Genomic DNA, 25,618 nt, shown 5'->3' with positions numbered 1-25,618 from the left:
GGAAAACAAGCGGAAAGATTCGGATGCCGGGCCACCAGCGCCTCAGCCGCGACCCGCAGCCTCGCCCCGTCCAGCGGACCCCTCAGGTCGAAGGCCTGCTGCACCATGTACACATCGGGGCCGTCCATGTCGTAGAGCGCGTGGAACAGCATCCCCTCCTGCATCGGAGACAGTCGGAGGACGTCGGCCAGGTTCGAGCGGGTCATTACCGGGTCCTCCACATGTCCTCGAGCTGTTCGACGTCGTGCTGGCTCAGGTCGGTCGCCGAAAAGTCGGAAGGGCTGTGGCCGCCGGCGTCCGGGCCGAGGGCGTGCCGCACGATGCCTTCGACGGACGCCGTCCACCGCCCGACGAGGTCGGTGAGGTCCTCCCGCGACCACAGCCGCCGCGCGCCGGACCAGGTGGCCGTCAGGCGCGGGCCGACCACGTCGTCGTGCACGACGACGTGCACTTCGAGGCCGTGCGCGACGGGCAGCCGGGGATCGGTGGTCGTCACCATGACCCCCTCGGGGGCCATGTCCCAGCCGGGCACGTCGCCCACGGCGGTTCCCGGGGCGGCGAACCGGCCGAGGTAGTTGAACCCGATCTGTGGTGTGCCGAGGCGGGCGAGCACTTCACGGCATCCGGGGGCGAGATAGCGCAGCAGGCCGAAGCCGATGCCGCCGTCGGGAGCCGCGCCCACCTGCTCCTTGACCCGTTTGACGGCAGCTCCCAGACGGGGTGCGCCCGAGGTGACCGCCGTCCAGCCGATCCGTCCGGCATCGATCCTGACGGGGTGGATGGTGGTGAACCAGCCCAGTGTCCGCGACACGTCGACGCCCGGGACGATGTCCTCCCGGCCGTGGCCCTCGACATCCACGAGGATGTCCTCGGCCGTCTCGTGTCCGTGGTCACGGCACCACGCGGACACGGCCAGTCCGAGCGCCGTCAGCAGGACGTCCTCGGCACCGCAGTGGAAGACGGCGGGGACGGCGGTCAGCAAGGGGCCGGTGACGTCCTCCGCGAGGGTGCCGACGACGTCGACGACGTCGTTCGCCAGGTCGAGCCGGGGATCGACCGGCTTCGGCGTCAGGAGTGGGTCGGGTGCGTCGAGGACGTCGATCCACCGGGGGAGTTCGGCCAGCCGGTCGGGCCGGGTGGCCTGCGCGGTGAGCCGCTCCGCCCATCGGCGCAGCGAGGTGCCGACGGGCGGCAGGGCCGGAGTGCGGCCGGCGGCTGCCTGCGTGTACGCCTGGATCAGGTCGTCGACGAGAATGCGCCAGGAGACTCCGTCGACGGCCAGGTGATGGACGACGAGGAGGAGCCGTCCGGATGCCTCCGACCCGGCGTCGAACCAGACGAGGCGCGCGACCTGTCCGGCGTACGGGTCGAGCTGGTCCGCTGCGGCCGAGACCTCGGCGCGCGCCCGGTCGGCGAGGTCGGCGGCGCTCAGGCCCGTCGCGTCGACGCGGCGCACGATGTCCTCGACGGCCGACTTCCCCGGCGGCTGGACTTCCAGGCTCCAGGACTCGTCCTGGTCCACCAGCCTCAGGCGCAGCGCGTCGTGGGTGTCGGCCACCGCGCGCACGGCGGCCACGAGCGCGTCCCGGGAGAGGCCGGGCGGGCAGGACAGCAGCAGGGACTGGGCGAACCGGTTGACCGGCGCGCCCCGTTCGCGCAGCCAGCTGACAATGGGGGTGGCCGGTACCGTGCCGGTGCCGACGTCGCCGGGCTCGCCGCGCGTGGCGTCGCCCGGTGCACCGGCGGTCCGGCTCAGTTCCGCCGCCGTCCGGTGCGCGAACACGTCCCGGACCGTGAACGTGAGCCCTTCGCCGCGGGCACTGCTCACGAGCCGAATGGCGGAGATGCTGTCGCCGCCGAGGGCGAAGAAGTCGTCGTCCGCGCCGACCGTGTCGTGGCCCAGCACCCGGGAGATGAGGGTGCACAGCAGCTGCTCGGCCGGTCCTGCCGGGGCGCGTCCGCCGGCTCGGCCGGTGGCCACCGGCAGGGCCGCGCGGTCCAGCTTGCCGTGCGCGGTCACCGGCAGAGCGTCGAGGACGACGATCTCGTGGGGGACCAGATACTGCGGCACGAGGCGTCCGGCGAAGGCGCGGAGCGCGTTCCGGGTGGGCCGTCCGCCCTCCGCCGGTACGACGTAGGCGACCAGCCGGGGCTCCCCCTCGCCCTCGCGGCGGACGTCGGCCACCACCTGTGCGACGGCGGGATGTTCCAGCAGGACCGCTTCGACCTGACCGAGTTCGACGCGGAAGCCGCGCAGCTTGATCTGGCGGTCGACGCGCCCCCGGTATTCCAGGACGCCGTCGGCGGTCCAGCGCGCCAGGTCGCCGGTGCGGTACATCCTCTCCCCCGCGGGGCCGAACGGGTCGGCGACGAACCGCTCCGCGGTCTGCGCAGGCCTGCCGAGGTAGCCGCGGGAGACGCCGGAGCCGGCCAGGTACAGCTCACCCGTGGCGCCCGGCGGAAGCGGCTGCAGGCCGGCGTCCAGAACGTAGGCGCGCATGGCGGCGAGCGGCCTGCCGATCGGCACCGTGCGGGCATCCGGCGCGAGTTCCGTTACCGGGTGGCTGGTGGCGAAGGTGGTGGTCTCCGTCGGGCCGTAGCCGTTGACCACGACGAGGCCCGGGCAGGCGTCCAGCACCCGCCGGACCATGGGCGGTGCGATCTCCTCACCGCCGGCCCACACCTGGCGCACGCCCGCGAAACAGTCGGGCCGGTACTCGGCGACGACGGCGAACAGGGCGGCGGTGAGCCACAGCGCGCTCGGCCGGTGACGGGCGATCAGGTCCGCGTACTCCTCGGCGTCCAGGTCGTGCGGCGGTGCGACGATCAGCCGGCCGCCCTGGAGCAGCGGCGCCCACACCTCGAACGTCGACGCGTCGAACGCCGCAGGCGAGTGGACGAGGACGTCGCCGCAGACGCCGTCGGCGAAGCGGGGGTCTGTGGCCAGAGCCGCGATGTCGCGGTGGGTCACCACGATGCCCTTGGGCTGCCCCGTCGAGCCGGAGGTGTACATGATGTAGGCGGCGTCGAGGGGGTGGAGCGGGCCCCGGTCGGCGGGCCCCGGCGGGGTCGTGTCGTCCTCCGCCGGTTCCGGCGCCGTGTCCGGGTCGTCGAGGACGAGGCGGGCGGGTCCGGTGTCGGGCAGGTCGCGCACGTCGGTGTCGCGGGACGTCAGCAGGATCCTCGGCCGCGTCTCGCCGAGCATCGACGCGACCTGGGCCGTCGGATACCGGCGGTCGATCGGGACGTAGGCCGCGCCGGCCTTCAGTACGGCGAGCAGCGCGACCACGAACCCGGGTGAGCGCGGCAACGCGACGGCGACGGTGTCGCCGACGCGGACCCCGTGCCGGATGAGGGCGTGGGCCACCTGGTTGGCGCGTGTGTCGAGGTCGGCGTAGGTGAGGTCGGAGCCCGGTGCGGACACCGCGATCGCGGCGGGGGTGGCGGCGGCCTGCCGTTCGAAGAGGTCGGTGAGGGTCGGTCCGGGCAGGTCCGCCACTCCGGGGTTCTGCTGGGGCAGCAGGCGGGAGCGCTCCTCGCAGGACAGCAGGCCGACACGGTCGACGGGTCGGCCGGGGTCGGCCGCAGCCTCGGCAAGGAGCCGCACGAACCGGTCGAACAGAGCGTGTACGGTGCTCGGTTCGAACAGGTCGGAGGCGTACTCCACGTAGCCGTCGAGGCCGGCCGGAGCACCGTCGTCCGTGTGCCGTTCGACCAGGCTGAAGAAGAGATCGAACTTGGCGGTCCCGGTCCGGCCGAGCTCGGTGGAGACGGTGAGGCCGGGCAGGGCGAAGTCACCGGCGGGTGGGGTGTCCTGGAGGCCGAGCATCACCTGGAACAGCGGGTGACGGGCCAGGGAGCGCTCGGGCTCGAGAACATCCGTGAGGTACTCGAAGGGGACGTCCTGGTGGGCGTAGGCGGCCAGGGCCGTCTCCCGGACCCGTTGCAGCAGTTCGGTGAACGTGGGCCGGCCGGACACGTCGGTGCGCAGGACGAGGGTGTTGACGAAGACGCCGACCACGTCGTCCAGCGCCTCGTCGAGGCGGCCCGCGACGGGGCTGCCCACGGCAACGTCGTCGCCGGCGCCGAGACGTGCCAGCAGGGCCGCGAGCCCCGCGTGCAGCACCATGAACAGGCTGGCACCCGAGGCACGCCCCAGGTCGACGAGCCGGCGGTGCAGCTCGGCGTCCAGGGCGACGGTGATGTGGTCGCCGGCGTAGGAGGCGACGGCCGGCCGGGGCCGGTCCGTGGGCAGTTCGGTCTGCTCGGGGAGTCCGGCCAGCTGTTCGCGCCAGTACGCCACCTGGGTCTCCAGGAGGCTTCCGCCGCCGGTGTCGTCTGCGGCGAGCAGCTCGTTCTGCCACAGGGTGTAGTCGGAGTAGCGCACCGGCACCGGGGCGAGCTGCGCGGCGCGGCCGGTGACCCGGGCGGCGTAGGCGCGCTGGAGGTCGCGTGCGATGAGACGCGTCGACAGGGCGTCGCAGGCGGAGTGGTGCAGGACGAGCAGCAGCACGTGGGCGTGTGCTCCGGTGGTGAACAGCTCGGCGCGCACGGGTGGTTCGACGGCGAGGTCGAATGCGCGCCGGGCGCCCTTCATGAGGCGTTCGTCCAGCTCGGACTCGGTGACGGGCGTCGCACGAAGGGCGGGAGTCATGGGCGGCAGCACCTGCTGAAGGAGGCGGCCGTCGACATACGGCAGTACGGTCCGCAGGCTCTCGTGGCGGGCGAGAACATCGCCGAGCGCGGCGCTCAGGGCCGCGGCGTCCAGGGGGCCGTCGATGCGCAGGACCGAGGGGATGTTGTAGGCGGCGCCAGGGCCGTCCATCTGCTGGAGGAACCACATGCGGCGCTGTGCGCAGGAGGCGTCCAGCTCGGCCGGCCGTTCCCGCCGTACGAGGGGTGGGCGGGCCAGTCCCGCGTCGTCCAGGGCAGCCACCATGGCACGCGGAGTCGGGTTGTCGAACAGGACACGCAGGTCCACCTCGGCCGAGAACGTCGACCGGATGCGGGTGATCAGCGCGGTGGCGAGCACGGAGTGGCCGCCGAGGTCGAAGAAGTCCTGGTCCGGGCCCACTTCGGGTTCGTCGAGGACGAGCGCGAAGAGGGCGCGCATGACGTCGAGCCGCGAGGAGAGTCCGCCGCCGGAGTGCGGCTGCGGCGGGTTCGTCGACGCGGTGAGGGCAGCGCGGTCGAGCTTGCCGTTGGCGGTCAGCGGCAGCGCGTCGATCCGGACGATCCGGCTCGGGACCATGTACTCGGGGAGGCGGGCGCGGACGGCCTCCTTGGTTTCCTCCGGCCCGGGGTCGGCGCCTTCCTCGGCGACGACGAAGGCGACCAGGCGCTGGTCGTCCTCCCGCTCCTCGGTGAGGGTCACCGCGGCGAGGGCCACGCCGGGGCACTCGGCCAGCGCGGATTCGACTTCGCCGGGCTCGATGCGGAAGCCGCGGACCTTCATCTGGTCGTCGGAGCGTCCGACGAAGGTGAGCCGGCCGGCCGGGTCACGGCGGGCGAGGTCGCCGGTGCGGTACATCCGGTCGCCGGGCCGCCCGTTCGGGTCGGCGACGAACCGGTGTGCGGTGAGCCCGGGTCGGCCGAGGTAGCCGCGGGCCACGCCGGGCCCGGAGACGTACATCTCGCCGATCCCTCCGACCGGGACGGGTCGGAGTCGCTCGTCGAGCAGATGGACCGTCAGGTCGCTGATCGGAACGCCGATCACGCTGTCCGAGACGTGCTCGGGGCCCAGCTCGACGTGGGTGACATGGACCGTGGTCTCGGTGATGCCGTACATGTTCACCAGCGCCGGGCCGGCGGTGCCGTGCCGGCGGCGCCAGTCGACGAGGCGGGCGGGCTGGAGCGCCTCGCCGCCGAACACCACGGTGCGCAGGCACAGTTGGCGGCTGACATCGGGCAGGTCCTGGTCGGCGGCCATGAGCTGGTAGAACGCCGACGGTGTCTGGCTGAGCACGGTCACCCGCTCATCGGCGAGCAGGTGCAGGAAACGCCGTGGCGCACGGCTCACCTCGAACGGGACGACGACCAGCCGGCCGCCGTGCAGCAGAGCGCCCCAGATCTCCCAGACGGAGAAGTCGAACGCGGCCGAGTGGAACAGCGTCCACACGTCGTCGGGGCCGTAGCCGAGCTCGTCACGGGTGGAGCCGAACAGCCGGACGACGTTCTCATGGCAGGTGACCACACCCTTCGGGCGGCCGGTCGACCCGGAGGTGTAGGTGACGTACGCGGGGCAGCCCGGCTCCAGCGGCCGGTGCCGTTCGTCGGCCCGCACCGGTCCCCTGCTCCGGCCGTCGGCGTCGGCGTGGAAGTCGGGTGTGTCGATGGTCAGTCGCTCCCGGCCGACCGTGAGCCCGGTCGCCGAGGAGGTGACGAGCAGCTTGGGTGACGCGTCCCGGAGCATGAACTCGATGCGGGCGGGCGGGTAGTCGGGGTCCAGGGCGAGGTAGGCGGCACCGGACTTGAGCACGCCGAGCAGAGCGAGGACCAGGTCCGCGGAGCGGGGCAGCGCGACAGCGACGACGTCCTCGGCGCCGATGCCCCGTGCGATGAGGACGCGGGCGAGCTGGTTCGACCGCTCGTCGAGTTCGCGGTAGGACCAGGTCGTCCCGTCCGCTGTCAGCGCAGGCCCGTCGGGGGTCGCGGCGGCCCGTGCGGCGAACAGTTCGGGCACGGTGCGCAGGGCCGGGACGGCGGTGTCCGGCCGGGCCGCGGGCGACGGGGCGGGGCGACCGATCCGGCCCACCGGCAGGGACGGGTCCGAGGCCACGAAGGCCTCCAGCATCGCGGTGAATCCGTCGCGGTGGCCGGCGAGTCCGAGGTCGTCGCGGCCGTTGACGTCGATCTGCAGTCCCTGGCCGTCCTGGCGGTCCCAGATCATGAACAGCAGGTTGCCCACCAGGCCGGAGGACAGGTTGCGCATGATGCCGCGGGCCGCGCCGAACCGCAGGTCGTACGGGTGCGATATGACGTTGACGACCGGCAGCAGGGACGTGGCCGCGGCCATGCCGAGGTCTCGCTGCAGATCCACCCCGCGGTAGCGCTGGTGCGCCACGGCCGCCGCCATCCGGGCGGCCACGTGCTCCAGCAGTGCCGTGACGGTCATGTCGGGGCGGATGGTGAGCGGCAGCGGCAGGACGTTGGCCAGGGTCGCGGGGGTCTGCCGCGCGAGCCGGCTCGCGCGGGCGGACAGGGGGAAGGCGATGAGCACGTTCTCCTCGCCCGTCAGCCGCTGGACGTGGAGCGCCGCGGCAGCCGTGACGACCACCGGCCAGGGCACCCGGACCGTGTGGGCGCTCTGGCGTACGGCTTGGAACTTCTCCTCGGACAACCAGCGTGTAGCGCTGCGGAACTCGGCGGACGCCGCGCGGGAGCGGCTGACGAGCGGGGAGGGTGCCGGCCGGCCGCCCAGCTGTGCGAGCCAGAAGTCGCGGTCGCGCTGGAAGTCCGCCGAGGCCCGGTACGCGGCGTCCTCGTCGGCGAGCTCGCGGAGCGAGCCGAAGGGGCTCGGGCCGGGGTCGCGCTGGTCGCGGAGCGCCGTGTACACCTCGGCCACCCTGCGCGAGACCAGGTAGGAACCGTAGGCGTCCATGGCGATGTGGTGGTAGTTCTGGTACCACAGGTGCCGGTCGGGCCCCAGGCGGAGCAGCGCGAAGTGGAACAGCGGTCCGTCCACGAGGTCGGACGGCCGGGCCAGTTCCCGCCGCATCCACGCGTCGGCCTCGGCCTGCGGGTCGGCCGCGTCGGACAGGTCGACGGTGGGCAGCGTCCACGGCCTGCGCTGGTCGACGCTCTGCCCCACCCTGTCGCGCTCCTGGTGGAACCGGCTGTGCACGGTGTCCAGGCCGGCGACGACCGATCGCAACGCCTGCTCGAAGATCTCCGTGTCGAACTCACCCTGCACATCGACGTACTCGCCGACCTGGTACACCGAGTTGCCGTCGCCCAGCCTCTGTTCGGCGAACCAGATCTCACGCTGCGCTGCCAGCAGGGGCAGCCTTGTGTCGGCGTTCAACAAGATCGACGACCTCCGAGATTTCCTACTGGAAGCGCGGAACCACCCGGGAACCGAATCGGCCTCGAGCAATAGCCGGCACGGGACGGCCTGGGGAATGAATAAGCAATACCGAGCGCATTCGCTTTGACCGAACGTAACCGCGCGTCGGGGAACGGAACAAGTCCGGGGAGTCTGTGGTGTCCCGCCGGCGGGACAGGATGACGCTCTTGCCGGTCGGCGTCCGCATCGACAATCACCCGGGTGCTCGGCTAGCTTTTGAACTCGCCGGACACCGAGCGCATCCGGGACGTCGCAGCTCCAGCACACCCCGCCACGGCCGTGACCAACGCGTCCCGCAAACGTAGCCAGCAATTCGAGGACGCCTCCGGAGAGAATCCAGTATGACACTTGAAACCAAGCAGTGGCAGCTCTCGGAAACCGAGCTCGACTTCTTTCGTGAGAATGGCTATCTCGGGCCGCTCACGATTTACACCCCGGAAGAGATGGACGCGCTGTGGCGCCGGGCCCGGCGCGAGGTCCTCGACCGCTCGCAGGCCGCCTACCCGGTCGACGAGGCGATGTCGGGCGCGACCAACATCGCGAACTACGACCGCCATCTCGACGTCGACCTGCTCCTCCAGCACGTGTGCAACCGGAAGATCACGGAACGGGTCGCGTCCATCCTGGGGCCGAACGTCCTGTGCTGGCGCACGGAGTTCTTCCCGAAGTACCCCGGCGACGAGGGAACCGACTGGCACCAGGCGGACACGTTCGCCAACGCCAGCGGCAAGCCGCAGATTCTCTGGCCCGGCGAGACCGAGACCGAGTTCGGCAAGGGCACCATCACGGTGTGGACGGCGTTCACCGACTCCACCCGGGACAACGGCTGCCTCCAGGTCATCCCGGGCACGCACCACCGTATGAACTACGACGAGACCAAGCGGATGACGTACGACACGTCGCAGATCAACTCCCAGGTCAAGGACGGCGTTCCGCGCGGGTTCTTCGGATACGACTACCGCCAGCTCCAGATCGACCCGGGCTGGAAGCCGTCGGAAGAGGACGCGTTCGACCTGGTGATGAAACGCGGCCAGTGCGTGATCTTCTGGTCCACCCTCATGCACGCCTCGCTGCCCAACACGACGACGAAGAGCCACCGCATGGGATTCGCCACGCGCTACGTCCCCAGCAGCGTGCGGATCTACCCGGACACCGACCGGGTCGAGGAGTACGGCGGGAGCATCCCGCTCGACAAGTGGGGTGCGGTCCTGGTCAGCGGCGAGGACGACACCGGCCACAACAAGATCCTGCGCGAGTCGCTCCGCGGCACCCCGATCTCCGATTTCCTGCGCTGAGCCGGTCCCCAACCGCCCCTGACCGGCTGGAGGTTCACCCCTCGGGTGCGCCTCCGGCCGGGCCCGCGCTGCGCACCACAGCCTGGAGGAGCACACCTACATGACCCTCACCTCACGTTCCGTGACCCTGCCGATCGTCATGGGGGGCGCGGATTTCGCCGCCGACCCGCCCGCCCACTACGCCTGGCTGCGGGTGAACGCGCCGGTGGGGCAGGTCCGGCTGGACTTCGGCGCGTTCGCACAGGACGTCTGGGTGGTCTCGCACTACGCGGACTGCAGGGCCATGCTGACCGATCCCCGCCTCCTCCGGTCACCGTACGGCCCTCCGCCGGGGGTGGACGTCCCCGAGCACATCCGCCTGGTCAGCTCCGCCACGCTGGACATGAAGGACGGGGACGAACACAGGAGGCTGCGCTCCCTGGTGGCGGCTCCCTTCACACCGAAGCGGATCGAGCGGCTCGGTGAGCAGGTGCGTGTGCTCGCCGAGCAGCGTCTGGACGCGCTGCGCGCCGACGGCGACGGCGGCCCGGTCGATCTGCGCCATGAGTTCGCGCTGCCCGTGACCTACACCGTCATCGCCGACCTGGTCGGGGTCGGCGACGACGACCGCACCCGCTTCCAGCACGGAGTCACGGCGCTGATGAGCGGGTTCAGCGGATCCCAGGAGGACTGGGAGGCACAGGTGCGCGACCTCGTCGCCATCACCCGCGAGTTGGTCGCCCGCAAGCGGGCCGAGCCCGGCGACGACCTCGTCACCGGGCTGATCGAGGCCGAGGAGGCGGGCGACCGGCTGGACGACACCGAGCTGGTGGCCATGGTGTTCACCCTGGTGACGGCCGGATACGAGACCACCTACAACCTGATCACCAACGCGGTGGCAGCCCTGCTGGACCACCCGGACCAGCTCGCCCTCCTGCGCGCGGCGCCGGACGACGAGGCGCTGTGGCGGTCGGCGATCGAGGAGGTGGCGCGCTACCTGCCGCCGATCACCGGCACCCGGCCGGCCACCGCGGTCGAGGACATCGAGTGGCACGGGCAGACCATACCCGCGGGGGCCTCGGTGATCCCGCTGCTCGCGGCCGCCAACCGGGATCCCGAGGTGTTCGAGGACCCCGACCGCTTCGACATCACCCGCTCGCCCAATCCCCACCTCGGCTTCGGCCACGGCGTGCACTTCTGCCTCGGCGCCAACCTGGCCCGTATGGAGGCGCGGGTGGCGTTGCAGGTGCTGTTCGAGCGGCACCCGGGCCTTTCGCTCGCGGTCGACCGCGGCGACCTCTCCCTGGAGCTGATGCCGCTGTGGACCCGCTACCGCGCACTGCCGGTCGTCCTCGGATGACCCTGACGCGGGACTGTCACGCGCACCTGCCTGCCGACGACCCGAGGAAACGGTGAGAGGACCATGCCGAACCGCACCGCCGTCGTCACCGGAGGAACCAAGGGAATCGGGAGCGCGCTCAGCAGGCGCCTGGCCCGGCTCGGCTACCACGTCATCGCGGTGTACCGCGCCGACAAGGCCGCCGCGGACCTGCTGAGCGACGAACTCGGCGACCGTGTCGAGACGGCCCGGCTGGATGTGGCCGACCCCGAGGCGGTGGCCTCCTTCGCCGAGGGCGTGCTCGCCGAGCACGGCGCGCCCAGCGTGCTGGTCAACAACGCCGGCCGCAACATCGACGGGCCGTTCCTCGAGATGTCGAACGACGACTGGCACCAGGTGCTCGACGCCAACCTGTCCGGACCGTTCTACCTGACCAAGGCGTTCGCCCCGGCCATGCTCGGACTGGAGGGCGGAGCCAGTGTCGTCAACGTGGGGGCGACGACCGCCATCCGGCCGCGGCTCAACGGAGTCAACTACTGCGCGAGCAAGGCGGGACTGCTGCATCTCACCAAGTGCCTCGCCCTGGAGCTGGCCCCGGACATCAGGGTCAACTGTCTGATTCCCGGAATGATCGACACCGAGGAGATGCGGACACGGTACCGAGTCGCCGATCCGACCGCGCGCGCCGCCCTCCTCGCCGAGATCCCGCAGCAGCGGATCGGCTCACCCATGGAGATGGCGGACGCGCTGGAATTCCTCGTCGGCGACGGGGCCCGCTACATCACCGGACAGAAACTCATTGTCGACGGCGGCCAGTTCATGTGGTAGCGGTCACCGCCCTGTTCGAGAGAGAAGAGCCTTTCATGTTCGCACGCCTCGACCGGTACGCCGATTTCATCAAGATCAGGTATCGCTCCGATTTCCTCAAGTCGGGCGAGTACTCCCTTGCCGAGGTAACTCCCGATCTCAGAAAGCGCATCGAGAGCGGCCAGTTCCACCGCATCGTCTTCTCCGGGATGGGCTGCTCGGCCATCGTCTCCGATGTGATCGGGACGTTCCTCAACGCCTCGGGTGCCGGTGTGGAGGTCCTGGTCTTCAACGACTACGACTTCCCCTACCTGGTTCCGCAGTCCGTGGTCGACGACGAGGGAACGCTGTTCATCATCAGCTCCTACAGCGGCCACTCCGAGGAGCCGGTCCGGGTGTTCCGTACGCTGGCGGACCGGTACCACCGCACCCTGCTGCTGACCTCCGGCGGCCGGCTGGCCGAGCTGGGCCGGCAGGCCGGAGTGTCGGTGGCGCGGTGGGAACTGAGCGAACCGGACCGGGAGTACCCGCTCTTCCACGTCGGCCAGTACTTCGCGATCCTGCTGGACATGTTCCCGCGGCTGGGGCTGGTCAAGGACGACCACCGTGCCGAGGTCGCGGCCCTGGCGGGCCATCTGGCCACGGACTTCACATCGGCGCTGGAGGAGAAGGCACGCAGGACCGCGCTGTGTTCCGAGGACGCGAACATCATCATGCTGGCGTCGCCGAAGTGGTACGTGAGCCTTCTGAAGCTCGCCAAGATGCACTTCAACGAGATGGCCATGGCGCCCGCGACGCGGAACTTTTTCCACGAGTTCTGCCACAGCGAGGTCGCCACGCTGTCCGATCCGGACCGCCGGCACAGCGTCCTGCTCTTCCGTGACACCGACGACGACGCGTACACGCGGCAGAAGATGGACAACCTCGTCCGGCTGCTGACGCGGGACATCCCGCAGAACCGCAACGTGGCGGTGACCGAGATCGCGCTCGATCAGCCGACGTTCATGCGGAAGTACTTCACCGCGCTGGAGTTCGTGCAGCACACGGCCCTGCATCTGGGCAGGATCTACGACACCACGTCCCGCGACCTGATCTCCGAGGCCGCCGGTAACCCGTGGTACCACACGACGTCGATCCAGGCCGAGGCCGCCATGGCGAAGACCTCGGGCTGAGGCCGGGCGGGTCGGGAGTTCAGGCCGGTCACCCCCGCGGCGCGACCCCCGGCCGCCCGTGCGGGCCCCCGGCCTGGGCCTGGCCCGCCCGGTCGGCCGATCCGCAGGCCACGGGGACGGCGAGCGGCCGGGCGCCCACCAGGGCTCGCGCGCCCGCTCCGCCGACGGGGCTACGCGCTGTTCGGCAGGGGTGCGTCCAGCGGCCTGTTCTTGCGGACGGTGGCCTCGACTCCGTCCAGCAGGACCGCCAGTCCGGCGTCGAACGTCTCGGTCGCCTCCCGCTCCAGATACGACCGCTCCGGATCGGGCGGCGGAGTCCCGGCCTCCCTGGCCAGGCGCATGACGGTAGGAAAACGCTCGGCGAAGTCGGGCACGACATCCGCGAACGCCGCCGAGCGGGCGGTCCACCACTCCTCGTCGGTCACCCCGGTCGCGGCCGCGGCCTGCCGCGAGTCGACGACCGTCTGCGCGGCGCCCCGGACGTAGTTGATGAGCGTGCCGACGACCCGTCTCAGGACGCCGGCGCTCAGCTCGGTCGCGAAGAGAATGCGCAGGACCGTCTCGAGCATCCTGTTCTCGTGGGGACCGAGGACGGGACGCGCCTGGGAGACCTGCAGCGTCCAGGGATGCCGCTGGCAGAAGGCCCAGTAGTCGTGCATCCAGGCCGAGAGCGCGGCACGCCAACCGGCCTCCAGGTCGTAGTCGGTGGGGAGTTCGGCGAGGGACCGGTCGTACATGAGGTCGATCAGCTCGTCCTTGCTGGGCACATAGGTGTACAGGGCCATGCCGGTACGCCCGACCCGCTTGCCCACCTCGCGCATCGAGACCGCGGAGATCCCGGAGGCGTCCGCGATGGCGATCCCGGCGTCCACGATCTCGTCCACGCTCAGGCCGGGCCGGGGACCCGGACCGGTTCGGGTGACCTCGGCGCCGGGGGTGCGCCACAGCAGGGCCAAGGAACGACGGAAATCTCCCTGGCCGGCGAAAACCACCACCACATCCCCTATGCTCACATGGAACTGGACAGGCATTACCTTACCGTACGGCCACCGGACAGCCGGTTCTGATACGGGGCCGCCGAATTCATCGGCGGCCCCGAACATCATGTCACTGCATGGCCGCTTTCTGGCGCTCGGCAATCGCCGATCCGGATTCCTTACGTGCCATTCGACGCAGTACCACGGGCGCCAGGGAAAGGCCGATCACCGCCCACGCACCGAGTACACCGAACGTTTCGGCATAACGCCAGGAATGCTCGATCTCCACGGTGGCGAACGCGTCCGGCAGCAGTGCGGCACGCATGCCGAGTCCCAGCCAGTAGACGGGGAACACCTGAGCAGTCCATTGCAGCCATTCCGGCGCCTCGGTCATGGGGAAAAAGATGCCCGAGATCCCGAAGAGCGCCAGGAGCGGGAACATGACCACACCGATGTTGCGCGGGCTGGTGAGCACCGAGCCCAGGACGGCGCCGATGGGCATCGTCGCGAGCATCCCGAGCACGAGCACCCAGGCCAGCGTGAACCAGGAGCCGACGCCGTCGAGGCTCACTCCGTCGAACAGGAGCACACCGGGCACCAGCAGCAGGGCAGTGGTGATCAGGGTCGTCGCCGCCGAGTGGATGATCTTGCTGATCAGATAGGCGATCATGCCGTTCGGGGCGGCCTTGGCCCGCAGCAGCGTGCCGTCCTCGCGTTCCATCAGCAGGTTGAACGCCACTGCCTGGAGGCCGTTGAAGGCGAGCGTCATGCCCAGCAGGCCGGCCAGCGTGGTCGAGCCGAGCGAGAAGTTCGTGCCGCCGATGTCGGACCCGCGTCTGACGAAGGCGACGACGAACAGGACCGTCGGGATGAACAGCATGCCGACGACGTCCTGGACGTTGCCCAGCGACTGGCGGATCTCCAGCCGGCCGGCCGCCATCCCGCTGCGCACGGCGGTCGCGGTCGCGGTCACGCTCATGACGACACCTCAGCAACGGGACGCCCGGCCTCTCGGGCTCCGCCCAGTTCCGGGAGACCGCCGTCCCGGCCCGACTCGACGGCGTGCACCATGGCCAGGTACGTGTCCTCCAGGGTCGCCCGGCGGACCTCGAGCTTGTCGATGCCGGCGCCGTGACGGTCGAACAACTCGCGGACGAACCGGGTCGGCGTCCTCGTGGAGGTGACGAACCGTTCGTTGTCATGCATCCAGCGCACCTCGGCGCTGCTCTCGACCCGGCGGGCCAGCTCCTCGGGCGTGGCGTCGGCCACGATGCGCCCCTTGGCGAGGATCACGATGCGGGCGGCGAGCTTCTCGGCCTCGTCGAGGTCATGGGTGGTCAGCAGGATCGTGGTGCCGTCGACCTCGGCGAGCCGGCGCACCAGCTCGTGGAACTCCTGTCGCGCCTCCGGGTCGAAGCCCACGGTCGGCTCGTCGAGGAACAGCACCTCGGGTCGGCCGACGATGCCGATCGCCACGTCGAGGCGGCGCCGCTGGCCGCCGGACAGCTGCCCGACGCGGCGGTCCGCCTGCTCGGTGAGCCCGACGGCGCCGAGCAGTTCGTCCACGTCACGCGGGCGCGGGAACCTCTCGGTCGAGTACGGCCCGTACAAGGAGCCGTAGTGGGCCACGAACTCCCGGACCGGCCACTTCGCATGATCGCGCCAGGACTGGAGCACCACGCCCAGGCGGGCCCGCCAGGCCTCGCCGCCGTGCGCCGGATCGGTACCGAGGACCCGGACGTCGCCGGCGGAGCGCATCCGGAAGCCTTCCAGGATCTCGATCGTCGTCGTCTTCCCGGCGCCGTTCGGCCCGAGCAGCGCGACGACCTCGCCTCGGGCGACCTCGAAGGTCACCCCGTGCAGCACGGCCGTGGAGCCGTAGTTCATCCGCAGGTCGGCGACCTCGATGGCGGGTCGGTCCGCCGGGGCCGACTGGTCAGCACTCATGTCACTCCCCCTTCCACCATCTCATTACAGCGTAAAACGTTAGCACGCCGACGACCTCCCCGGCGCCGACACGGCACCGGGGAGGAGGGAAGGAGGCAGGCCCCGCCTCACCGGGCCATGTGTTCGGGGAAGCGGTCGAGCAGGTACGCGTGGATCTCGTTGACCGAGGTGAGCAGCTGCAGCTCCTCGAACCGGGGCTCCAGGCGAATGCCGTAGCGGTCGTCGAGGGATGCCTGCAGGGTGACCATGGTGAAGGAGTCCATGACGAACTCCCCGTCGTCGCCGACATCGGCGGACAGCGCCAACGAGCGGCTCTGGGAGAGGATCTCCCTGATCTCATCCTTGCTGATCACTGGCGGACTCCTCCGGGTCGTGTCACAGGGCGGACCGGATCGCGTTCCGGTCGCGCAGGAGCTTTCCGGTCTTGTTGCGGGGCAGTTCGCGCGTGACGAAGAACCGCTTGGGGACCTTGACGGCGCTCAGCCGTTCCCGGCACCAGGCGATGAGTTCGCCCACGTCCGGCGTCGCCTCACCCCCGACGTACGCCTCGATCACCTCGTGGTGGACCACCACCGTCTCGGAGACCCCGGGGTGTGCCCGCAGCACGGCCTCGACCTCGGCGAGGTCGACCTTGAGGCCGCCGATGGTCACGAGGGAGTCCAGCCGTCCGAGGATGCTCAACGCGCCGCTGGAGTCGTCCATGGCGAAGCGGTCGAAGGTGCGCAGCCACCCGTCGACGTACCGGTCCGGCTGGTCACCCAGCAGATACGGCGACCGGTCCAGCCGTACGTACAGTTCCTGGTCGACGACCTTCGTCTCGACCCCGGGCACCACCGTGCCCAGCGCCGGCGGCCGCGGGCCGTGCAGACCGGCCGCGAGCAGGCCGGTCTCCGTGACGCCGTACACCTGGCTCAGCCGTGTCCCGTACCGGCGGTGGAACTCTTCGTAGACCTCGACGGGCAGCCGCTCCCCTCCGGTGACCGCCAGCCGCAGTGCGGGCAGTGAGGGCGCCTCCTTGACCTTGGCCAGCAGTTCGAAGTGGGCCGGCACTCCGTAGAGTGCGACGGCACCGGTCTCCCGGGCCAGCCTCAGGACGTCCGACGGCGTGGGCGTGTCCGGCAGCACCACCGTCGCCCGGACGTGCAGGGCGTACAACAGCCCGGTGACCAGGCCCATCGTGTGCACGATGGAGTTGAGCACCAGCAACCGGTCGCCGGCGCGGGGCAGTTCCGCGAGGCCTGCGTGGCGGTCGAGCTCGGCGAGCAGCGACTCGGGGGTGCGGCCGATCACCTTGGGCCGGCCGGTCGAGCCGGAGCTGAACTGGACAAGGCAGACGCCCGACGCGGTCGGCACCCCGGAGGGCCGGGAGCGGATCCGGAAGGGGACCTCCTGCTCGAACCCGGTCGCCGGTCCGGCGTGCTGGTCGGAGACGATCACGTACTGGGGCTGGAGCAGATCGATCAGCGGCTCGTACTCCGCGGCTGTTGCCCGGAAATCAACCAGTATGACCTGTGCGCCGCGGCTCCACAATGCCAGCAGCACGCGTACATAAGTGAAGCTCGGCCTCATCCGGAGGAGAACCGTAGATCGCTCGCCTATTCCGTGATCACTGAACGTGCGGCCGAGTTCGGCTACCGCGGACCGCAGTTCGGACCTGGATTCTCCGGTATGCGAAATAACCCAGGGATGCCGGTCCGCACCGGCACCCAGCAATGATTCGCCCCACCAGGATGCGATTGCCATGCCTCTCCCTCACCAGCTGGAAGAATCGGGAAGTTAGCATGGTGATTATTGGCGCACCAGGCGGGAATTACTGTCCCGCCGGCGGGACAAGCAGGGCTGCCCGCGCGCCCACTCCCGACATTGACTCTCCGTACCACCGTGTTAGGTTCGGGCCGTGCCCGGATCACGGGATCACCGGCCGTCGTACAACAACCGTTTGCATTTCTCCCGCCGGGGTATCGAAATCAGGCGGCTCTACGCAACCGGAGGCTGAAGATTGTCTGGTCGTGAGCCCGATGGTGCAATTCTGCCTCTGTCGGCCGCACAGCGTGAGATCTGGTTCGCCGAGCAGCGCCTGGAATCGACGAACAGCGTCTACCGGGTCGGGGAATACGTGCGGATCAACGGCCCGCTCGATCACTCCCTGTTCGAGCAGGCGTTACGGCAGACGGTCGACGAGGTGGACGCGCTGCACGTCCGGTTCACCGAATCCGCCGACGACGCACGGCAGATCGTACGGCGCGTGCCCGACTGGCCGCTGCCGTACGTCGACGTCAGCGGGGGCCCTGATCCCTCGGCCGCGGCGACGGCGTGGATGGAACAGGACATCCGCACGCCGATGGACCTCGCCGAGGGCCCTCTGTTCCGCCACGCGCTGCTCGGGCTCGGCCCCGACTGCCACATCTGGTACCACAGTTACCACCACATCGTCATGGACGCCTTCAGCGCCCAGCTCATCGCCCGGCGCGTGGCGGAGGTCTTCACCGCACTCGAAGAGGGCAGGTCCGGTGGTGAGCCGCCCTTCGGCTCACTGCGCGGGCTGCTCGACCATGACGCCGCCTACCGCTCCTCCGACCGGTTCGCCGAGGACCGGGCGTTCTGGTCGGGCCTGTTCGCCGACCGGCCGCAGACGCCCCGGCTGGTCAGGCCGTCGCGGGCGACACCGTCGGAACTGCTGCGCAGCACCACACGGCTCAGCCAGGCCCGGTTGGACCGCATGCAGGAGACCGCCCGCCGGGCTCGGGTTCCGTGGTCCCAGCTCGCGATCGCGGCCACCACGGCGTATGTGCACCGCATGACGGGCGCCCGGGACGTCGTGGTCGGCCTGCCCGTCGCGGCACGCCCGGACGTGGTGCTCCGCCGGACCCCGGGCATGACGTCCAACATCCTGCCGCTGCGGGTGTCGCTGCGACCCGATCTGAGCATCGCCGGGCTCGTCCGGCAGGTGAGCGACCGGGCCCTTGAGATCGTGGCGCGTCAGCGCTACCGGGGAGAGGACCTGCACCGGGATCTGGACCTGCCGGAACAGGTCGCCGCCCGGTACGCGCCGCTGATCAACGTCATGTCGTTCGACTACGACCTGCGGTTCGGCGGCCGGCCCGCCACCGTGCACAACCTCTCCTCCGGACTGGTCGGCGACCTGACCTTCGCCGTCTGGGACCGGCGGGACGGCTCCGGTCTCCAGGTGGACCTCACGGCACATCCCGAGGTCTGCACCCGGACCGAACTGACGGCCCATCAGGGACGGTTCGTCGCCCTGCTGAACGCCCTCACCGAGGTCGATCCGGACTCCCCCGTCGGCCGGATCGACCTCCTGACCGCCGCGGAACGCCGTCGGCTGCTGCTCCCTCCTCGCGCCGCGGCTCCCGCCCGCCGCGCCACCCTGCCGGAACTGTTCCAGGCGCAGGCGAAAGCCGCCCCCGACGCCCCCGCCGTCTGCCTCGATGACACCCGGCTGTCCTACTCGGAGCTGAACACCCGGGCGAACCGCCTCGCACATCTGCTGATCGCGCGCGGGGCCGGACCGGAGCGGGTCGTCGCGCTGGCTCTCCCCCGGTCCGTCGAACTGATCGTCGCCCTGCTCGCCGTCGCCAAGACAGGAGCGGCCTACCTGCCCCTGGACCCGGCCTACCCGAACTCCCGGCTGGCGTTCATGCTTCAGGACGCGGAGCCGGTGCTGGTGGTCACCGACCAGGACACGGCTCCCTCGCTGCCGGCCCACGCGACCGCGCTCGTCCTGGACGAGGCCGCCCCGGCCGCACTGCTCGGCGCACAGCCGGCGACCGACCCCGCCGACGGCGACCGGACCCACCCGCTCGCGCCCGACCATCCCGCCTACGTCATCTACACCTCGGGCTCCACCGGCCGGCCCAAGGGCGTCCTCGTCACGCACCACAACGTCGTCCGGCTGTTCGACGTCACTCGGGACCGGTTCGCGTTCGGCCGACGGGACGTGTGGGCTCTGTTCCACTCCGCCGCTTTCGACTTCTCGACCTGGGAGATCTGGGGCGCGCTGCTGCACGGGGCCCGGCTGGTCGTCGTACCGTACGACGTCAGCCGTACGCCGTCGCAGTTGCTGCGGCTGCTGGCCGACGAAGGCGTGACGGTCCTCAACCAGACGCCGTCCGCCTTCCACCAGTTGATGCAGGCCGATCGCGAGGACCCCGTCCGGGGCGACGCCCTCGCCCTGCGCACGGTCGTCTTCGGGGGCGAGGCGCTGCGCGCCGACCGTCTGCGCCCGTGGTACGACCGCCACCCGGACACCGCGCCGACGCTGGTCAACATGTACGGCATCACCGAGACCACCGTGCATGTCACCCGACTCGTCCTGGACCGCGGGCGGGTGACGTCCGGGCAGGCGAGCGTCATCGGCACCGGCCTGCCCGACCTGCGCACCTACGTCCTGGACGCGGGCCTTCAGCCCGTTCCCCCGGGCGTCGCCGGCGAACTGTACGTGGCGGGCGACGGCCTGGCCCGCGGCTATCTGGGCCGGCCGGGGCTCACCGCGCAGCGTTTCGTCGCCGCCCCCTACGGACCGCCCGGCACCCGGATGTACCGCACCGGGGACGTGGTCCGGTGGAACACCGACGGGCTGCTGGAGTACCTGGGCCGGTCCGACGACCAGGTGAAGATCCGCGGGTTCCGCGTCGAGCCGGGCGAGGTGGAGGCCGCCCTCGCGGAGCACGACGACGTCGCCCAGGTCGCGGCCTTGGTCCGCCGGGACCGGCTGGACGACGACCGGCTGATCGCGTACGTGGTACCCGCCAGGGACGCCGCATTCCAGCCGGACGCACTGCGCGCGTTCGCCCGCGACCGGCTGCCCGAGCACATGGTGCCGGCGGCGGTGGTCCGGCTCGACCGGCTCCCGCTGACGCCGAACGGCAAGCTGGACCGGGCCGCGCTCCCCGCGGTGGACCGTGCGTCGGCGCACGGCCCGAAGATCCCGGCCCGGACACCGCGCGAGCAGGTCGTGTGCGACCTGTTCGCCGAGGTCCTCGGCGTGGAGCGGGTCGGGGTCGACGACAGCTTCTTCGATCTCGGCGGGCACTCGCTGCTGGCGACCCGGCTGACCGCGCGGCTGCGGGCGACGTACGGCATCGAGCTGGGCCTGCGCGCCCTGTTCGAGTCGGCGACGCCTGCCGCGATCGCCCGGCGTGTCGACGACGCGGCGCCCGCCCGGCTGCCGTTGACCCGGCGCACCCGCCCGGCCTCGCTGCCGTTGTCGTTCGCGCAGCGGCGGCTGTGGTTCCTGCACCAGCTGGACGGGCCGAGCGCCACCTACAACACCCCGTTCGTGCTGAGGCTCTCCGGCCCGGTGGACCGCACGGCCCTGCGGGCGGCCCTGGGGGACGTCGTCACCCGGCACGACAGCCTGCGCACCGTGATCCGCGAACAGGACGGCGACCCCTGCCAGTTGGTGCTGCCCACGGTCGGGACACCGTTCACCGAGCGGGACAGCGACCCGGCGGGGCTGCCCGCCCTGGTGGCCGAGGCGGCGCGCCGCCGGTTCGACCTCGCCGCTGAACCCCCCGTCCGGGCGGAACTGATCACTCTCTCCCCGCACGAGCACGTACTGCTGATCGTCCTGCACCACATCGCCGCGGACGGCTGGTCCATCGGCCCCCTCTCCCACGACCTGGGCGCCGCCTACGGGGCCCGCAGCCGGGGCGAGCGCCCCGACCTGCCCGAACTGCCGGTGAGTTACGCCGACTACACCCTCTGGCAGCAAGACCTGCTCGGTGACCCCGACGACGCCGACAGCCTGTTCGCCGCCCAGGTCGCCTACTGGAAGAAGCAACTGGCCGGGCTGCCGGAATGCCTCGACCTGCCCACCGACCGCCCGCGGCCCGCCATCGCCTCGCACCGCGGCGACTACCTCACCACGCACATCGACGCACGCCTGCACCAGCGGCTGCTGGAGACGGCCCGGGCCGCGAACGCCAGCCTGTTCATGGTGCTCATGGCGGGGCTGGCGGCCCTGCTGTCGCGGCTGGGCGCGGGCGAGGACATCCCCGTCGGCAGCCCGATCGCCGGGCGCACCGACCAGGCCCTCGACGACCTCGTGGGCCTCTTCGTCAACACTCAGGTGATCCGCACGGACACCTCCGGCGACCCGTCGTTCGCCGATCTGGTGGCCAGGGTGCGGGAGACGGCGCTGGCCGCCCATACCCACCAGGACGTGCCCTTCGAGCATCTCGTCGACGTCCTCGCCCCCTCCCGCTCACTGGCCCACCACCCGCTCTTCCAGGTCGTACTGGCGCTGCAGAACGCCGGCGACGCCTCCTTCGAACTGCCCGGACTCCAGGTCCGCTCGGAACTCGGCCGCACCGGCACCGCGAAGTTCGACCTGTTTCTCAGCCTGAGCGAGGAGTACGACGCCGACGGTCGGCCCAGCGGTGTCCGCGGGCTCGTGGAGTACGCGAGCGACCTGTTCGACCCGGAGACGGTCCTGACGCTGTGGGAACGCTGGGTGCGGCTGCTCGACGCGCTGGTCGCCGACCCGGACGCACCGATCCGCCGTATCGGCCTGCTGACCCCGGCGGAGCGCGAGCGGATCCTCGCCCACGGCACCGGCCCCGGCCACGCGGTCCCGGACCGGACACTTCCGGAGCTGTTCGAGGCGCACGCCGCGGCCGATCCCGACGCGGTGGCCCTGGTCGCCGGGGACACACGGCTGACCCGCTCCGCGCTGAACACCCGGGCCAACCGGCTCGCCCACACGCTGCGGGCCCGCGGTGTACGCCCCGGCGCCGCGGTCGCCCTGTGGCTGGACCGGTCCGTCGACGCGGTGGTGGCGATCCTGGCGATCGGCAAGGCGGGCGGCACCTACGTGCCCCTGGACCTCCGTCATCCCACGGCACGGGTGGAACTGATCCTGCGCGAAACGCGGCCCGCCCTGATCCTCACCACGACGGACGCGCCCGCTCTCGGCGACGTTCCCCGCCTGGAGCTGGACGACCCGGCCACGGTCACCGCGCTGTCGGCCGGGCCGACGGCGAACCCCGGCGTCCCCACCGCCCCCGACGCCGCCGCCTACATCATGTACACCTCCGGCTCGACGGGACGGCCCAAGGGGATCGGCGTCACCCACGCGAACGTCGTCGCGCTCAGCCTCGACCCCGCCTTCGCCGACGCCGCACACGACCGGGTGCTGCTGCACTCGCCGCTGGCGTTCGACGCGTCCACCTACGAACTGTGGGTGCCGCTCCTGCGCGGCGGCCAGGTGGTGGTCGCGCCCGCCGGCGACCTGGACGTGCCGACGCTGGCCGGACTGATCACCGGCTCGGCGGTCACCGGTCTGTGGCTTACCGCCGCGCTGTTCGACGTGATGGCCGAGCACGACCCCGGCTGCTTCGCCGCGGTCCGTCAGGTGTGGGCCGGGGGCGAGGCGCTGTCCCCGACCGCGGTCGGCCGGGTGCTGTCCGCCTGCCCGGACACGGTGGTGGTGAACGGCTACGGTCCGACGGAGACCACCACGTTCGCCACCTGCCATCCGACCCGCGCCCCGTTCCCGGGCACCGCCCTCGTGCCCATCGGCCGGCCGCTGGCCGGCACCCGGACCTACGTCCTGGACGCCGGTCTGCACCCGGTGCCCGAAGGGGTCGTCGGCGAGCTGTACATCGCCGGCTCGGGGCTGGCGCGCGGCTATCCCGGGCAGCCCGCGCTGACCGCAGGGCGGTTCCTCGCCGACCCGTTCGGCCCGTCCGGTGCCCGGATGTACCGGACCGGGGACCTCGTGCGGTGGGGTGTCGGGGGCGTGCTGGAGTTCGCGGGGCGCTCGGACGACCAGGTCAAGATTCGCGGGTTCCGGATCGAGCCGGGCGAGATCGAGGCGGTACTCACCGGGCATCCGGACGTGGTCCGCTCGGCGGTCCTCGCCCGACCGGACCACACCGGCGCTCTGCGGCTGGTGTCCTACGTCGTGACGGAGACCGATGTCACCGCGCTGCGGTCGTACGCCGCCGAGCGGCTGCCCGACCACATGGTGCCCTCGGTCTTCGTCCGGCTGCCCGAACTCCCCCTGACAGTCAACGGCAAGGTCGACCGGGCCGCCCTGCCCGAACCCGGCCTGCCCGTCATGGACCGCCGGGAGCCCCGCACCCCCCGGGAGAAGCTGCTGTGCGAGCTGTTCTCCCAGGTGCTCGGCCTGGACGCGGTCGGCGCGGACGACGACTTCTTCGCCCTCGGCGGGGACAGCATCCTGTCGATCCGGCTGGTCTCCCACGCCCGCGCGGCGGGCCTCGGAGCCAGCGTGCGGGACGTCTTCGAGCACCGTACGGCCGCCCACCTGGCCGAGGCCGTCGGCGACATGACGGCACCCGGACCGGCCGAGGAGACCGGATCCGGCGACGGCGTGGTCCCGCCCACCCCGATCATGTGCTGGCTCCAGGACCGCGGCGACCGGATCGACCGGTTCTCCCAGTCCCTCCTGCTGCGGGCACCGGCCTGGCTGGACCGGGAACGGCTCGTCACCGCCGTCGGTACCCTGACCGACCATCACGACGCCCTGCGCGGCCTTCTGACACCCGGCGCGCAGGATGCACGCTGGACCCTTCGGATCCGCCCCGCGGGCACCGTCGACCCGTCGGACCTGGTCCAGGTGGTCGATGTGACGGACCAGTCCGCCGACCGTCTGCGAACGACGGTCGAGTACGCGGCCGAAGCGGCGACGGACCGGCTGTCCCCCCGGACCGGGCGGCTGGCCCAGTTCGTCTGGTTCGACGCGGGGCCCGGCCGGCAGGGACGCCTGCTGATCCTGGTCCACCACCTGGCCGTCGACGGGGTGTCCTGGCGGATCCTCGTTCCGGACCTGTTGGCCGCGCTCACCGAGATCCGGCTGCACCCCGTCGGCACGTCCGTCCGCGGCTGGGCCCGGGGGCTGCACACACAGGCCCGCCGGCCGGAGGCGGTGCGCGAACTCGCGTGGTGGACGCGGACGCTCCGGGCGCCGGACCCTCTGCTCACCGCGCGGGCCCTGGACCCCGGGCGGGACCTGACCGGCAGCGCTGCGGAGCTGACCACGACCCTGCCGCCCGATATCACCGAACCCCTGCTCACGAGCGTACCGACCGCGTTCCACGCCGGAGTCCAGGACGTCCTGCTGGCCACCCTGGCACTGGCCGTCGGCCACTACCGCCGCGAGCACGGCCGCGGGGAGGGCAGCGCCGTCCTGATCGACGTGGAGGGGCACGGCCGGGAGGAGGACGACAGCGGTGTCGACCTCTCCCGCACCATCGGCTGGTTCACGAGCCTCTACCCGGTCCGGCTCGACCCGGGTGCCCACGCGTGGGAGGACGTGACCGCCGGCACGGCCGACACGGCATCCGCGATCAAGCGGGTCAAGGAACAGCTGCGCGCCGTCCCCGGGAACGGCCGGGGATACGGTCTGCTGCGCTACCTGAACCCCGACACCGCGCCCGCGCTGGCCGCGCCGGCGGCACCGCAGGTCGGCTTCAACTACGTGGGCCGGTTCCCCGCGCCCGGCACCCCGATCGTCCCGGAACACCCGGAGTGGCAGGTGGCCGACGAGATCGGCCTGGTCGGCGGCAGCGACCCCGACCTGCCCCTGGCGCACGGCCTGGAGGTCAACGCGGCGGTCCGGGACCGCCCGGACGGGCCGCACCTGACGGCGACCTGGAGCTGGGCCCCCGGCATATGGCCCGAGCCCGATGTACGGGCCGTCGCGGACCACTGGTGCCAGGCACTGCGCGGACTGGTCCGCCATGGCTCCCAGCAGGGGGTCGGCGGATTCACCCCGTCCGACTTCCCGCTCGTCGGACTCGGCCAGCACGACGTCGAACAGCTCGAGGACATGTGGAGGACCCGGTAATGACCCCCGCGAACCTGGCCGACATCCTCCCGCTGTCTCCGATGCAGGAGGGGATGCTGTTCCACGCGCTCTACGATACGGACGGCCCCGATGTGTATCAGGTGCAGCAGGCCTTCGACCTGTCGGGCCCGCTGGAGGTGGAGCGGCTGCGGAGTGCGGCGCAGGCGCTGGTGACCCGGCATCCCAATCTTCGTGCGGCTTTCCA

The 25,618-nt window shown here is 71.3% G+C and carries 13 protein-coding genes; 6 read left to right on the top strand and 7 right to left on the bottom strand.

The window, feature by feature from the left end:
* Both AQJ58_RS39765 and AQJ58_RS39760 read right to left on the bottom strand, forming a co-directional pair.
* On the bottom strand, positions 1 to 206 hold a 206-nt coding region (locus AQJ58_RS39765), incomplete at its 3' end, for a condensation domain-containing protein (RefSeq protein WP_159056414.1).
* Positions 206 to 8,023, bottom strand: a complete 7,818-nt coding sequence (locus AQJ58_RS39760) for a non-ribosomal peptide synthetase (protein ID WP_067259472.1) — start codon at positions 8,021 to 8,023, stop codon at positions 206 to 208. The genes AQJ58_RS39765 and AQJ58_RS39760, both read right to left, overlap by 1 nt.
* A gap of 383 nt (positions 8,024 to 8,406) precedes the next feature.
* On the opposite strand from AQJ58_RS39760, the gene AQJ58_RS39755 reads away from it, so the two are divergent.
* The 4 genes from AQJ58_RS39755 (at position 8,407) to AQJ58_RS39740 (ending at position 12,657) form a co-directional block, all read left to right on the top strand.
* Complete coding sequence (locus AQJ58_RS39755; RefSeq protein ID WP_067259471.1) at positions 8,407 to 9,360, top strand: chlorinating enzyme; 954 nt, start codon at positions 8,407 to 8,409, stop codon at positions 9,358 to 9,360.
* A 100-nt stretch (positions 9,361 to 9,460) separates the two neighbouring features.
* Positions 9,461 to 10,699 carry a cytochrome P450 family protein gene (locus AQJ58_RS39750; protein ID WP_067259469.1) on the top strand — a complete coding sequence of 413 codons (1,239 nt, stop codon included), beginning with the start codon at positions 9,461 to 9,463 and terminating at the stop codon, positions 10,697 to 10,699.
* A gap of 63 nt (positions 10,700 to 10,762) precedes the next feature.
* Positions 10,763 to 11,506: an SDR family NAD(P)-dependent oxidoreductase gene (locus tag AQJ58_RS39745; protein WP_067259468.1), complete on the top strand. Its 744-nt coding sequence runs from the start codon at positions 10,763 to 10,765 to the stop codon at positions 11,504 to 11,506.
* A gap of 35 nt (positions 11,507 to 11,541) precedes the next feature.
* Positions 11,542 to 12,657: an SIS domain-containing protein gene (locus AQJ58_RS39740; protein WP_067259466.1), complete on the top strand. Its 1,116-nt coding sequence runs from the start codon at positions 11,542 to 11,544 to the stop codon at positions 12,655 to 12,657.
* Positions 12,658 to 12,827: 170 nt separating this feature from the next.
* Here AQJ58_RS39740 and AQJ58_RS39735 read toward each other — a convergent pair whose 3' ends face one another.
* The 5 genes from AQJ58_RS39735 to AQJ58_RS39715 all read right to left on the bottom strand — a co-directional run bounded on the left by AQJ58_RS39735 (position 12,828) and on the right by AQJ58_RS39715 (position 17,324).
* Positions 12,828 to 13,652, bottom strand: coding sequence for a TetR/AcrR family transcriptional regulator (locus AQJ58_RS39735; protein ID WP_067259476.1), 825 nt, complete (start codon positions 13,650 to 13,652; stop codon positions 12,828 to 12,830).
* 112 nt (positions 13,653 to 13,764) lie between these two features.
* Entirely contained in the window at positions 13,765 to 14,613 is an 849-nt protein-coding gene (locus AQJ58_RS39730; protein WP_067259465.1) for an ABC transporter permease, read from the bottom strand.
* Entirely contained in the window at positions 14,610 to 15,581 is a 972-nt protein-coding gene (locus AQJ58_RS39725) for an ABC transporter ATP-binding protein (protein WP_067259463.1), read from the bottom strand. Before AQJ58_RS39725 ends, AQJ58_RS39730 begins: the two co-directional genes overlap by 4 nt.
* 107 nt (positions 15,582 to 15,688) lie before the next feature.
* Positions 15,689 to 15,934, bottom strand: a complete 246-nt coding sequence (locus AQJ58_RS39720) for a hypothetical protein (protein ID WP_067259461.1) — start codon at positions 15,932 to 15,934, stop codon at positions 15,689 to 15,691.
* 22 nt (positions 15,935 to 15,956) lie between these two features.
* Positions 15,957 to 17,324, bottom strand: coding sequence for a class I adenylate-forming enzyme family protein (locus tag AQJ58_RS39715; protein WP_067259460.1), 1,368 nt, complete (start codon positions 17,322 to 17,324; stop codon positions 15,957 to 15,959).
* 256 nt (positions 17,325 to 17,580) lie between these two features.
* Here AQJ58_RS39715 and AQJ58_RS39710 point away from each other — a divergent pair, with 256 nt between their 5' ends.
* Positions 17,581 to 25,413 carry a non-ribosomal peptide synthetase gene (locus AQJ58_RS39710; protein WP_079079526.1) on the top strand — a complete coding sequence of 2,611 codons (7,833 nt, stop codon included), beginning with the start codon at positions 17,581 to 17,583 and terminating at the stop codon, positions 25,411 to 25,413.
* Positions 25,413 to 25,618, top strand: a 206-nt coding sequence (locus AQJ58_RS39705; RefSeq protein WP_159056413.1) for a condensation domain-containing protein, incomplete at its 3' end; no start/stop codon positions are given. The genes AQJ58_RS39710 and AQJ58_RS39705, both read left to right, overlap by 1 nt.

The sequence above is a fragment of the Streptomyces sp. DSM 15324 genome, assembly GCF_001514285.1.
Taxonomy (GTDB): domain Bacteria; phylum Actinomycetota; class Actinomycetes; order Streptomycetales; family Streptomycetaceae; genus Streptomyces.
The sequence above is the reverse complement of the archived record's forward strand: the minus strand, read 5'-3'. Positions and strand labels throughout refer to the sequence as shown.

What these genes read in the sequence shown, in the direction of transcription:
- AQJ58_RS39730 (WP_067259465.1), bottom strand. Translation starts at nt 14,613, where the DNA reads ATGAGCGTGACCGCGACCGCGACCGCCGTGCGCAGCGGGATGGCGGCC.
- AQJ58_RS39715 (WP_067259460.1), bottom strand. Translation starts at nt 17,324, where the DNA reads ATGGCAATCGCATCCTGGTGGGGCGAATCATTGCTGGGTGCCGGTGCG.
- AQJ58_RS39740 (WP_067259466.1), top strand. Translation starts at nt 11,542, where the DNA reads ATGTTCGCACGCCTCGACCGGTACGCCGATTTCATCAAGATCAGGTAT.
- AQJ58_RS39725 (WP_067259463.1), bottom strand. Translation starts at nt 15,581, where the DNA reads ATGAGTGCTGACCAGTCGGCCCCGGCGGACCGACCCGCCATCGAGGTC.
- AQJ58_RS39745 (WP_067259468.1), top strand. Translation starts at nt 10,763, where the DNA reads ATGCCGAACCGCACCGCCGTCGTCACCGGAGGAACCAAGGGAATCGGG.
- AQJ58_RS39750 (WP_067259469.1), top strand. Translation starts at nt 9,461, where the DNA reads ATGACCCTCACCTCACGTTCCGTGACCCTGCCGATCGTCATGGGGGGC.
- AQJ58_RS39755 (WP_067259471.1), top strand. Translation starts at nt 8,407, where the DNA reads ATGACACTTGAAACCAAGCAGTGGCAGCTCTCGGAAACCGAGCTCGAC.